Below are 11,966 nucleotides of genomic sequence, written 5' to 3' on the forward strand. Positions count from 1 at the left end.
GACGCAAATGTGACGTGTCACTTACAGGACATTGACAGGTCATCCGGCGGGTGTCGTGCCTCGACCCGTCGGCCGCCGACACGGGGATTCGATCTCGCAACGGTCGGGAATAAATGGGCCGTCTCGCCGGTATCGCATGCGAAGGCGCCGGCTTATTCCAGGACGATCCGGCCGTCCGGTTTCGTCACACGAATGCGAGGCTCACATGTCTTCATCGACCCCCACCCGCCCGTCGCGCCGCAAGGCCCTGCAGTGCATGGCCTTCGGCGGGCTCGGCACGCTGTTCACGCTGTCGGGCGGCATCCTCACCCCGTTCGACCTCGCGCTCGCGCAGACCGGCGACGCGCGCCCGGCCGACGCGGGCCGGCCGCTGTTCGTGCAGATCAGCGATACGCACATCGGTTTCAACAAGGACGCGAATCCCGACGTGTCGGCCACGCTGAAGCAGACGATCGACCTCGTCAACGGGATGCCTGCGCTGCCCGCGCTGACGATCCATACCGGCGACATCACGCATCTCTCGAAGCCGGAAGAATTCGATCGCGCGTCGCAGTTGCTGTCCGCGCTGCGCGTGCCGGAACTGCATACGGTGCCCGGCGAACACGACGTCACCGACGGTTCGGGCGCCGAATATTTCGGCCGGTTCGGCAAGGCGTCGGACAACCGCGGCTATTACAGCTTCGACCATGCGGGCGTGCACTTCATCGGCCTCGTCAACGTGATGCACTTCAAGCCGAACGGACTCGGCAGCTTCGGCGACGAGCAGCTCGCATGGCTCGCACAGGATCTGAAAGGCCGTTCGTCGAGCACGCCGATCGTCGTGTTCTCGCACATGCCGATGTGGACCATCTACGAACCGTGGGGCTGGGGCACCGGCGACGCACCGCAGACGATGGCGCTGCTGCGCCGCTTCGGCTCGGTCACCGTCCTGAACGGGCACATCCACCAGATCGTGTCGAAGGTGGAGGGCAACGTGACGTTTCATACCGCCCGCTCGACCGCGTTCCCGCAGCCGACGGCAGGCAACGGCCCGGGCCCCGTCCCGCTCACGGTGCCGCACGACCGGCTGCCGTCGATGCTCGGCGTGACGACCGTCGAATTCGCCGGCCATCCGGTCGCGTCGTCGCTGCACGATGCGACGCTCGCCTGATCAAAACATAAGGAGAACGACATGATCCGCTTCCAACGCGCTCGAATCGTCGCGATGCTGATCCTGTGCGGCGCGGCCGCCGGCACGCCGCCCGCCGCATTCGCGCAGGGCCCGAGCGGCCCGCTCGTGACGATCCGCAACTTCATGTTTTCGCCGATGTCGACCACGATCAAGGCCGGCACGACGATCACGTGGAAGAACCTCGACGCGGAGCCGCATACCGTCGTCAACGACGCCGGCATCTTTCATTCGAAGGCGCTCGACCAGGACGAGACGTACGCGTTCCGCTTCGACAAGCCGGGCGTCTACAAGGTGTTCTGCGGGATTCATCCGTACATGAAGGAGACGATCACCGTCGAATGACGCGGCCCGCTACGACACGCGCGGGTGAGCGACGGGCGGCTGCCGCCTACAATGAACGTCGCCCTCTTTGCCCGCGAGTCAGATGGAGTCGCTCATGCCAAAAATCGATCTCGATGCCGTGCCCGAACGCCGCGGCAGCGGCTATCCGCAGCCGTTCGACGCGCCGTGCGCGCGGCGTATCCGCCAGCGTCTCGGCGACGCCGGCGGCCTGCGCGATTTCGGCGTCAACCTGATGCGCGTGCCGCCGGGCGGCTGGTCGGCCCAGCGGCACTGGCATTCCGACGAGGACGAATTCGTCTACGTGCTCGAAGGCGAACTCGTGCTGATCGAGGACGGCGGCGAGACCGTGCTGCGCGCGGGCGACTGCGCGGCTTTTCCGAAAAATTCCGGTAACGGTCATCACCTGGTCAACCGATCGAGTGCGGTCGCCGTCTATCTCGAGGTCGGCTCGCGCTCGCCGGACGACGTGATCACCTGCCCGGACATCGACATGATGAGCCCGAGTCGCGACGGCCGGTTTCTGCACAAGGACGGCACGCCGTACCCGGACGCGTGACGCCTGCGCCGGCCACACCCGCCCGGCCCGCAGTCGCGCACGGCCGGCGTCGTCTCCATCGCCGCCCGGCGTATGGCGGCGGACCACGTAGCCGTGCGCACCGGCTTCTCCCGACATTTTCCCGATCGATTTTCGTCACGGGCGAGCGTTGCATGCAGGCTCACTGCCCCGCTGCGCGCAGGTCCGGCGCCGTGCCGGCGACGACCGGACACGACGGCGGCAACGCCTGCCCGAACAACACGGCCAGCCCGCAAGCGGACGTGAACATGCCGAGGCCGTCATGCCCGACACCCGGCACTTCGACGACCTGCTGCGCGAGATCGGCCGGATGCCGCTTCTTCAGGTATTCGAAATAGGCGAGCCCGCGCGCCAACCGGTACGGCCCCTGCGCCATCGCCGCGCACGAGCGGTCGATGAAATGCGTGTAGGGATTCGTGTCGGCCTGCCCGAGCAGGTACACGACATGGCGCGTGACGTAGCGCGTCTCGAGATCGCCCACGTCCTGCGACGCAACGTAAGGCGGCGCCGATTTCAGCCCGTACTTCCATTCGGTCGCGCGCGGACAGACGCCGCCTGCAAGCGCGTCGGCATTCGGCCGCTCGTCGTCGAAATACAGGTAGCTCGACGGGTTCGCGACCACGTAGCGCACGGCAATGCCCGCGCGCGCGAGCGCGTCTCCTTCGCGCCCGGCCACCGCATAACGCTGCAGCAACTGTGCGCCGGCGGAGTGGCCGATCACGACGACCGTGGATAACGACGGGTACAGACTGCGGTCGGCGAAATGCGCGAGCAACGCGTCGAGCGCCGCGAAAGAGCTGAGCGGGCCCGGCTCGCGCGCCGGTTCGCCGCCCTTCCATCCTTCCTGCGTCCACGCGAGCGTCGGTGCGGGCAACGAAAACGCGCGCACGTCGGCGCGTGTCAGGAACTGCGGCGCGACCACCATCGTGCCCGCGCCGAGCGCACCGGCCTTTTCGACGACCTTGCGCCCCGCTGCGCAATACGCGTCGGCGTTACGCAGCGTGCCGTGAATCACGATGAACACGCGCGTGACGTCGGGCGCGGCCTGGTCGAGCGGACGATCGGCGTAGACGGGCAGCATCGCGCGGCCCTGCGCCGTATCGACGGCCATCCGCTGGTCGGCGACGGCCTTGACCGGCGCTTCGAGACGTTCGCGCTGCGTGGGCGTGGCGGCGTCGGCCGGCTGCGCGCCGGCCAGCATGCCGGCCGCGGCGCAGGCGAGCGCAAGCGGAACGGCAGATGAAAGGGCTCGGGCGGCCCACAGCGCACGCGCGCGTCGGAGGCGGGCAAAGGCGACGGATATGACGGACATGGCGGAATTGGCGGCGGCTCGGGTGGCGGATATGGGTTGAACGGCGATGGTCGCAGAATCCGTCGCGCACTGCCGGCCCGTTGCGGAAAACGGGTCAGCCGGCCGGTTGCGCACCCGGTTCGACGTCGGCGCACGCGTCGCCCGAGCGGCGCTGCATCTGCTGCACGATGGCGGCCAGTTCACCGATATGCGTCGGCACCGCCTGCTTGCCGGCGCGCGCCCACGCATCGAACGACGTCATGCCGCTCACCGCGCCGACGAACGGCACGCCGGCGCGCTCGGCCGCCTGCGCGTCCACTGCGTGGTCGCCGACGTAGATCGCCGCCGCGGCAGGCAGGCCCAGCCGCGCGAGGGCCTGCACGAGCCCTTCGGGGTCCGGCTTGTGGCGCTGCACGTCTTCCCCGCCGATCAGCACGTCGATCAGCGATTGCAAGCCGTGACGTTCGAGAATCGCGTCGATCCGGTAGCGAAACTTGGACGACACGATCGCGACGGCGATCCCTTGCTCGCGCAACGCCGCAAGCAGCGGCGGCACTTCCGGATAGATGCGGGTGCCGGACACCATGATCTCGTCGGCGCGCGCCACGAAGTGCCGCGCGAACGCATCGGCCCGCGCCGCGCCGGTTTCTCCCGTCAACGACCGGAACATGTCCGGCAGCGGCAGCCCGATCACGGCGCCGATCTGCGCGGGCGTCGGGCCGGCGGCGCCCAGTTGATCCAGCGCATGCTCGGTGCATGCGATGATCGCGGCGGACGAATCCGCCAGCGTCAGGTCGAAATCGAATATCACGGCCCGGACTGGCATCAAAGACTCCGTAAGCAAAGCACGATGCCACGTATGTTACGCGGGCGGCGGCGATACGAGATCGTCGACGAGATGGCCAGACACCGGCGCCCTGCGTCGAAGGCGCCGCCCTCGTCGTCGATCCGACCCCGCGATCGGCGCACGCTATCAACCCCATTGCCGACAGTGCTTTCAAGCATATCGCAAAAAGACGATATAAGATTCGCCCATCGACGATACCCGTTGCCTGATCGAAACACCCAGCCTTTCCATGCCGACCGAACTCGACATCGACGCGATCCTGAAAGCGCTCTCGAACCCCGTGCGCCGGGAAATCCTCGTCTGGCTGAAAACGCCCGGCGAGCATTTTCCGCAGCAGACGCTGCCGTACGAACACGGCGTCTGCGCGGGCCAGATCGACGCGCGCTGCGGGTTGTCGCAGTCGACCGTGTCCGCCCACCTCGCCACGCTGCAGCGGGCGGGGCTCGTGACGTCGACGCGGATCGGCCAATGGGCGTTCTTCCAGCGCAACGAGGCCGTCATCGACGCATTTCTCGACGCTCTGCGCCACGAACTCTAGCCAACGGCCGAACCGGCCATCCGGGGCGCCGCCGCACACGACGCGACGGCTTTCCCGCCTTTCGTAAGAGGTTATCTGCCATGCCCACGCTGTTCGATCCCGTTACCCTCGGCGAACTGACCCTGCCGAACCGCATCGTGATGGCGCCGCTCACCCGCTCCCGTGCGGGCGCGACGCGCGTGCCGAACGCGCTGATGGCGCGCTACTACGCCGAGCGCGCGTCGGCCGGCCTGATCATCACCGAAGCGACGTCGGTCACGCCGCAAGGCGTCGGCTATGCCGACACGCCCGGCATCTGGTCCGACGAGCAGGTCGAAGGCTGGAAGCAGATCACGCAGGCCGTGCACGCGGCCGGCGGGCGCATCGTGCTGCAGCTCTGGCACGTCGGCCGGATCTCCGATCCGATGTTCCTGAACGGCGACCTGCCGGTCGCGCCGAGCGCGATCGCCGCGGGCGGCCACGTGAGCCTCGTGCGTCCGCAGCGCCCGTACGTGACGCCGCGCGCGCTCGAACTCGACGAGATTCCGGGCATCGTCGCCGCGTACCGCAAGGGCGCCGAGAATGCGAAGGCCGCCGGCTTCGACGGCGTGGAGATTCACGGCGCGAACGGTTACCTGCTCGATCAGTTCCTGCAGGACAGCACCAATCGCCGCACCGATGCGTACGGCGGCCCGATCGAGAATCGCGCCCGCCTGCTGCTCGAAGTGGTCGACGCGGCGATCGACGTGTGGGGCGCCGGCCGCGTCGGCGTGCACCTCGCACCGCGCGGCGACGCGCATACGATGGGCGACTCCGATCCGGCGGCAACGTTCGGTTACGTCGCGCGCGAACTCGGCCGCCGCAAGATCGCGTTCATCTTCACGCGCGAATCGTATTCGGGCGACCAGTTGAGCCCGCGTCTGAAGGAAGCGTTCGGCGGTCCGCTGATCGCGAACGAGCAATTCACGCTCGATACCGCGCAGGCTGCGCTCGCGAACGGCAGCGCCGACGCGATCGCGTGGGGCAAGCTGTTCATCGCGAACCCTGACCTGCCGCGCCGCCTCGAAATCGGTGCGCCGCTCAACACGCCGGTGCCGGAGACGTTCTACGCGCAAGGCGAAACGGGCTACACCGACTACCCGGCGCTGAGCGACGCGGCCTGACGGCCGGCGACACGCGCGGCGCACGGACCGTGCGCCGCGCCCTTCCCGTCGCCTGGGCACGCTGCTTCAGCGTGCCGTCTCCTCGCGAAACAATGCGAGGCCGACGAAACTGGCCACCCCGCCGCCGAGCACGTACCAGGCCGGCGCATAGAAGCTGCCCGTCGCACGCCACAGCGCGCTGACGATCAACTGCGCGAAACCGCCGAAGATCGTCACGCCCAGCGCATAGATCATCCCGAGCGACGTCGCACGGACTTCCGGTCGCAAGGCTTCGAGAATCATCACGAAGCCCGCAGGGCTCGACAGCGTCATCAGACCGATCAGCACGACCACGACCGCCAGCACGGTGAAGACCGACGGCCATGCGCGCATCGCATGAAACGCCGGCAGCACGAGTGCCGTCGAGATCGCGCACACCGTTTGCAGCATCGGCTTGCGGCGGCGCAGGCGGTCCGCGAACCGGCCGGCGAACGGTGAGCCGGCCAGCATCACCGCACCCGCCGTACAGCCGGACAGCAACGAGACGGAAGCCGGCATGCCGAGTGTCAGCGTCAGGAACGACGGCAGGAAGAACACGATCGTATACATCGTCGACGTGCCGCCGATCACCAGCAACGTGCCGGCCGCGACCTGCCGCCACGGAATGCGGCGGCTGACACGCGGCGCGCCCGCAGCCGGGTGCGGCAGCGTGTCGTCGAGATGGCGTCTCAGATAAAACCCGACCGGCCCGATCAGCAGGCCGAGCACGAACGGTACACGCCAACCCCAGCCTTGCAGCGCATCGGGCGGCAGCCAGCGCGACAGCGTCAACGCGACGAGCGCGCCGGCAAGCGCCGCGCCGCCCTGGCTGGCCATCTGCCAACTGACCAGTTCACCCCTGCGGCGGGCGCCGCCCGACTCCATCAGCAACGTCGTCGCGGCCCCGACCTCGCCTCCTGCCGAAAAACCCTGCAGCAGCCGGCCGATCACGATCAGCAGCGGCGCCGCGATGCCGATCTGCGCGTAGGTCGGCGCGAATCCGATGATGCCGGTGCCGAGCGCCATCAGCGCGACGGTCAGCACCAGCGCGGGCTTGCGCCCGACGCGATCCGCATACGCGCCGATCGCGACGCTGCCGAGCGGCCGTGCGACGAAACCGACGCCGAAGGTCGCCAGCGACAGCATCAACGCACCCGCATCGCTGGATGCCGGAAAGAACAGCCGGCCAATCAGTACCGCGAAGAAGCTGTATACGGTGAAGTCGAAGAATTCGAGTCCGTTGCCGAGCGCAGCCGCGGCGACGGTTCGCCGCATCGCGCGTCGTTCGTCGATGGTCTGCGCGGCAGCCGCGCGATTCAGGGTGCTCATCCGAAGCCCTCGTTCAGAAGTTGTGATACATGCCGAGCGACATCGTCACGGGCGTCGTGCCGGTACGCGGCGTCGTGCCGCCGGGGTCGGTCGGCAACGGATTGCCGTTCAGCAGAACGGTCGACACGCCGTAGTTGCGGATGAACCCCGCCCGCGCGTAAAGACCGGTACGTTTCGACAACAGGTAGTCGTAGCCGAGCATGACGCCAAGCGCCGAATCCTTCACCGGCCGGCCGGCGACATCGCGTACGCCCGACGTATCGCGATAGACGACCGACGCGCGAACCGCATTCACGCCGAACGGCACGATCGTGCCGAGGGTGTACACGCGTGCGATCCCGTCGCCGGCCAGTTTCGGCGCATATTGATTGAACGACGCGGACAGCACGAGCCGCCCCGTGTCGTACACGGCGCCGAGCCCGTACAGGTCGTTGCGGACCGTGCTCGCGCCGTTGATGCCCCACACCTGGTTGTAGCTCGCCGCCAGATAGGTCGTGCCGTTGTACCACTGCAGCAGTGCGCCCTGCGCGGACGCCGCCGGTGCGCGCCCCGCGACGTTGCTGGGCGCGTACATCAGCATCAGCGTCGTGGTGCCGGCCACGATCGGCGTGCGATAGGTGATCGCATTGTCGACGCGTGCCGGCAGTTGTGTCGCGCCCGGTCCGAGGTCGCTGTTGTAGCCGACGCCGCGCGCGGTCTGCACGGCGGCCGCGCCGAGCCACGTGTAAACCGAATTGGTGCCCACGGTGCCGAACACGTCGATGAACAGCGGCAGCCCCGTGCCGATCTGCTTGCCGACTCGCAGCCGGCCATAGCGGTCGGACATCAGGCCGATCCACGACTGCCGGTTGAAGAACGACTGCGTATCCTGCTGCGCGCCGTTGTTCGCGAGAAAGCCGCTTTCGAGATTGAATTCGGCGCGCCACCCGCCGCCGAGATTCTCGCGCCCGAAGAAGCCGAATTTCGACGTCCACTCGCCGCCGCTCTGGGTCTGCCACGTCGACCGCCCACCCACCGACTGGTAGTTGATCCCCATGTCGACGGAGCCGTACAGCGCCACGCCCTCCTTCAATCCGCCGTTGAACTCCGGCACCGCCGCGAGCAGTACGTCCTGATACGGCACCGCGCAGGCACTTCCGGCACCCAGCGCCAGACACGCCGCACCCCATGCCAGCCTCTTCTTCATTCGTTTTCCTTATTTTTCAGCGAGAAAATTCCGAATTGCCGCGACTGGCCGACGCGCTCGTCAGACCGTGGCCAGGAAGCGTTCCGCGATGCCGACGAAATAGGCGGCGCCCCAGCCGAGCGCCTCGTCGTTGAAGTCGTAGCCCGGGTTGTGAACCGAGCAGCCGCCGTGCGAATCGATACCGTTGCCGAGCATCACGTAGCACCCGGGCACGCGTTCCGTCATCCATGAAAAATCCTCGCTGCCCATCACACCGTCGGGAAGCAGCGTGAGCGCGCCGGCGCCGGCCAGCGCCGTGATCGTCTCGACCGCGAGATCCGCGGCGGCGGCATCGTTGACGACGACGCGCGAGATGGCCTGATAATCGACCTGCGCAACGGCCCCGTAGGCCTGCGCCTGCGCGTCGGCGATCCTGCGAATCCGCGCCTCGACCTCGTCGCGCGTGGCCGCGTCGAGCGAGCGGACCGACAGTTGCAGCGTCGCGGTCTCGGGAATCACGTTCGGGGCCGTGCCGGCATGGAACGTACCGACGGTCACCACTGCCGCCTTGGCCGGATCGATGTTGCGGGCGACGATCGATTGCAGCGCGGTCACGATGTTCGCCGCCGCAACGATCGGATCGCACGCGTGCTGCGGCATCGCGCCGTGCCCGCCCTTGCCCGTCACAGTGATCGTCACCGAATCGGACGACGCCATCATCGCGCCGTAGCGCAACGCGAAATGACCGACCGGTACGCCAGGCGCGTTGTGCAGCGCATAAACGCGCTCGCACGGAAAGCGCTCGAACAAGCCCTCCTCGATCATGCGCCTTGCGCCGCCGAGCCCTTCCTCCGCGGGCTGAAAGATCACGTTCAACGTGCCGTCGAAGCGCCCCTGTGCGGCCAGATGATGGGCGGCCGCAAGCAGGATCGCGGTATGGCCGTCGTGACCGCATGCGTGCATCGTCCCGGCGACCGTGCTCGCATGAGGCAGGCCCGTTTCTTCCCGGATCGGCAACGCGTCCATGTCGGCGCGCAGGCCGAGCGTGCGCGACGACGTACCGCGCCGCAACCGGCCGACCACCCCGGTGCCGCCGATACCGGTCGTCACGTCGAAGCCCCACTCGGTCAATTGCGCGGCGACGATCCGCGCGGTGCGGGTTTCGGCAAAACCGAGTTCCGGGTGGGCATGGATGTCGCGTCGGATCGCGACGAAGCGGGGGGCGGTTTCACGGATCGCCGCGAGCGTCCGGGCAAAGTCCTGCGTCATGTCTGGCTCCATTGGATCGGCTGCATCGCAACCGCTGCGGCCAAGTATGGAGAGACGCGCCGGGTCAAAAAACACATCAATTTTGATACGGATAAGATTTGGTTATATCCTCCGCATCATGAAAACCCATCAATTGCGCGCGCTGGTCGCAGTGGCCACGGCAGGCAGCATCAAGGCTGCCGCGAAAACGATGCATGTCAGCCAGCCGGCCGTCAGCAAGGCGATTCAGGAACTGGAAAGCGAATTCGGCGTGGCGCTTCTGGAACGCAAGCCGTGGGGTGTCGTGCCGACGCCGGAAGGCGACGTCCTGCTCGGCCGCGCGCATGCGGTCGTGCGGGAGATCGAGCGCGCACGCGACGACATCGCGCATCTGAAAGGGCTGCGCGAAGGCAGGCTGGTGCTCGGTTTCACGCCGATCGTCGCGGTCACGGGGTTCGCCCACGCCTATGCCGAATTTCGACGCCACTGGCCCCATGTCGAGTGCGAACTGCGCGAACTGTCGTTCAGCCAGTTGACCGAGCAGTTGCACAGCCGGACCCTCGATCTCGCGTTCGCGGCCATCACCGGCGAGGTCGCCGAGTCCGCCGACGTGAAGCCGATCCGCACCTTCGACACGGCATTCGTCACCCGCGAGAACGGGCGTTTCGCCGGCGCGACATCCCTGGACGCGCTACGCGATGCCGAGTGGATCCACACCGATCCGAGCGACAATTTTCCGGCGCACATTCGCGCGCTCCATGCGCACGCGGGCCTGCCGGCGCCGCGTTGCATCACGCGCTGCACGTCGTATGCGCTGTTCTACAGCCTGCTTCTCACGACGGATGCCATCTTCTCGTGGACCCGGCACTCGCTGTCGGAAACCGTGTTCGGCCAGGCGCTCACGCCGCTCGCGCTGCCGCTGTCGCCACCACCGCTGCAGCTCTATCGGCTCACGCCGCCCGGATTGCAGTTGACGCGCCCCGCAACGGATTTTCTCGCGTACATCGAAGCTGCGTTCGCGTCGCGTTCGTTCGGGAGCGACACGCGGCGCTGACGGAATCGGTCCGTACCGAGCATCAGGCCGCCACGGCGCGCCGCATGAACACGCGCCGCGTTTCGTCGAGACCGAGCGCGACGTGGTGCGAGCGGATCGCGCGCAGCGCGTCGTCGAGCGATGCGTCGTCGATGATGTGAAAACCGAGGCGCGCGTAATAAGGCGCGTTCCACGGCGCGTCGCGGAACGTCGACAGCACGACCTCAACGATGCCGTCTTGCGCGGCGCGCGTCATGATCTGCTCGATCAGGCGCGCGCCGATCCGCTGTCCCGCATGCGACGGCGCGACATCCAGTTCCTCCAGATACAGCCGCTGCGCATCGAGTAGCCGGTAGAACACGAATCCCACGCACGCGCCTTGCGGATCGACCGCCACATACGCGCGACCGCCGTCGATCCGCTCGAGCACGGCAGCCGCATCGGTCGGCTCGCCGTCGGCGATATCGGCCATGCCGATCGCGCGAAACCGCTGCGCGGCGGCGACTTCCACGGCGGCCATCGCGGCCGCGTCTTCCCGCGTGGCGGGGCGAATCAGGATCGATGCAGGCATGACGACAATTCAGGCAGGCAGTCTGGAACGGCCGTCACTATAATCGAAACCTCAGACGTTTCGAACGCCCCCCACGAGGCCTGCCATGACGTTGTCCGCCCTCGCCGTCTTCGCCTTCGCGTTGCTCGTCACCGCCGGCACGCCCGGCCCGAGCGTCGCCGCGCTCGTCGCCCGCGTGCTGACGAACGGCGTGCGCGACGTGCTGCCGTTTCTCGCCGCGATGTGGCTCGGCGAAGCGCTGTGGCTCACGCTCGCGGTCGCGGGGCTGTCCGCGTTCGTGCGCACGTTCGCGACCGGCCTGATCGTGCTCAAGCTGCTCGGCGTCGCGTATCTGCTGTTCCTGGCATGGAAGATGTGGACCGCGCCCACGTCGGCGGGCACGGACGCGCTGCCGACCGGCCAGTCGCCGTGGCGCATGTTCGTGGCCGGCATGCTGGTCACGCTCGGCAACCCGAAGATCATGCTGTTCTATCTTGCGCTGCTGCCGACGATCGTCGATCTGACGCATGTCGGCGTGATCGCCTGGGCCGAACTCGTCGGCACGATGCTCGTGGTCCTGATTCTTGCCGACTGCTTCTGGTCGCTGCTCGCTTCGCGTGCGCGTGCGTTGCTCACGTCGGCACGCGCGAAGCGGATCGCGAACCGCACGAGCGCGACCGCGATGGCCGGTGCGGCGGTGGCGATCGCGACGCGGTAA

The 11,966-nt window shown here is 67.7% G+C and carries 13 protein-coding genes; 7 read left to right on the forward strand and 6 right to left on the reverse strand.

All coding sequences use genetic code 11. The features are described from left to right. The first annotated feature begins 205 nt into the window (after positions 1-205). The 3 genes from WS54_RS08720 (at position 206) to WS54_RS08730 (ending at position 2,069) form a co-directional block, all read left to right on the forward strand. Positions 206-1,150, forward strand: coding sequence for a metallophosphoesterase family protein (locus WS54_RS08720; RefSeq protein WP_034204510.1), 945 nt, complete (start codon positions 206-208; stop codon positions 1,148-1,150). A gap of 21 nt (positions 1,151-1,171) precedes the next feature. Further along, positions 1,172-1,513, forward strand: coding sequence for a cupredoxin domain-containing protein (locus WS54_RS08725; RefSeq protein WP_059780575.1), 342 nt, complete (start codon positions 1,172-1,174; stop codon positions 1,511-1,513). Positions 1,514-1,607: 94 nt separating this feature from the next. Next, on the forward strand, positions 1,608-2,069 hold the full coding sequence (locus WS54_RS08730; protein ID WP_034206145.1) for a cupin domain-containing protein: 462 nt from the start codon (positions 1,608-1,610) through the stop codon (positions 2,067-2,069). Between the two features lie 160 nt (positions 2,070-2,229). Here WS54_RS08730 and WS54_RS08740 read toward each other — a convergent pair whose 3' ends face one another. Together WS54_RS08740 and WS54_RS08745 are read right to left on the reverse strand one after the other, a co-directional pair. Next, entirely contained in the window at positions 2,230-3,399 is a 1,170-nt protein-coding gene (locus WS54_RS08740) for an alpha/beta fold hydrolase (RefSeq protein ID WP_059780576.1), read from the reverse strand. 94 nt (positions 3,400-3,493) lie between these two features. Next, a complete protein-coding gene (locus tag WS54_RS08745; protein ID WP_059780577.1) occupies positions 3,494-4,204 on the reverse strand; it encodes an HAD family hydrolase in 711 nt (236 codons plus the stop codon). 250 nt (positions 4,205-4,454) lie between these two features. Here WS54_RS08745 and WS54_RS08750 point away from each other — a divergent pair, with 250 nt between their 5' ends. Next, the gene (locus tag WS54_RS08750) at positions 4,455-4,763 is read left to right on the forward strand and encodes an ArsR/SmtB family transcription factor (protein WP_059780578.1); all 309 of its coding nucleotides are present in this window, start codon (positions 4,455-4,457) and stop codon (positions 4,761-4,763) included. 80 nt (positions 4,764-4,843) lie between these two features. Then, a complete protein-coding gene (locus WS54_RS08755; RefSeq protein WP_034204506.1) occupies positions 4,844-5,905 on the forward strand; it encodes an alkene reductase in 1,062 nt (353 codons plus the stop codon). 66 nt (positions 5,906-5,971) lie between these two features. On the opposite strand, the gene WS54_RS08760 is transcribed toward WS54_RS08755, so the two are convergent. The 3 genes from WS54_RS08760 to WS54_RS08770 are packed head-to-tail and all read right to left on the reverse strand — an operon-like array spanning position 5,972 to position 9,686. Continuing rightward, positions 5,972-7,252, reverse strand: a complete 1,281-nt coding sequence (locus tag WS54_RS08760; RefSeq protein ID WP_059780579.1) for an MFS transporter — start codon at positions 7,250-7,252, stop codon at positions 5,972-5,974. A 13-nt stretch (positions 7,253-7,265) separates the two neighbouring features. Continuing rightward, on the reverse strand, positions 7,266-8,438 hold the full coding sequence (locus WS54_RS08765) for a porin (RefSeq protein WP_059780580.1): 1,173 nt from the start codon (positions 8,436-8,438) through the stop codon (positions 7,266-7,268). Between the two features lie 60 nt (positions 8,439-8,498). Continuing rightward, positions 8,499-9,686: a M20 aminoacylase family protein gene (locus WS54_RS08770; RefSeq protein ID WP_059780581.1), complete on the reverse strand. Its 1,188-nt coding sequence runs from the start codon at positions 9,684-9,686 to the stop codon at positions 8,499-8,501. Here WS54_RS08770 and WS54_RS08775 point away from each other — a divergent pair. Continuing rightward, positions 9,610-10,719, forward strand: coding sequence for a LysR family transcriptional regulator (locus tag WS54_RS08775; protein WP_230624755.1), 1,110 nt, complete (start codon positions 9,610-9,612; stop codon positions 10,717-10,719). The two genes, WS54_RS08770 and WS54_RS08775, sit on opposite strands and share 77 nt — an antisense overlap. 22 nt (positions 10,720-10,741) lie before the next feature. On the opposite strand, the gene WS54_RS08780 is transcribed toward WS54_RS08775, so the two are convergent. Further along, positions 10,742-11,269 (reverse strand): GNAT family N-acetyltransferase, encoded by a 528-nt coding sequence (locus tag WS54_RS08780; RefSeq protein WP_059780582.1) that lies wholly within the window; start codon positions 11,267-11,269, stop codon positions 10,742-10,744. A gap of 85 nt (positions 11,270-11,354) precedes the next feature. On the opposite strand from WS54_RS08780, the gene WS54_RS08785 reads away from it, so the two are divergent. Then, the gene (locus tag WS54_RS08785) at positions 11,355-11,966 is read left to right on the forward strand and encodes a LysE family translocator (RefSeq protein ID WP_059780583.1); all 612 of its coding nucleotides are present in this window, start codon (positions 11,355-11,357) and stop codon (positions 11,964-11,966) included.

The sequence above is a fragment of the Burkholderia sp. NRF60-BP8 genome (assembly GCF_001522585.2).
In the GTDB taxonomy this organism is placed as follows: Bacteria; Pseudomonadota; Gammaproteobacteria; order Burkholderiales; family Burkholderiaceae; genus Burkholderia.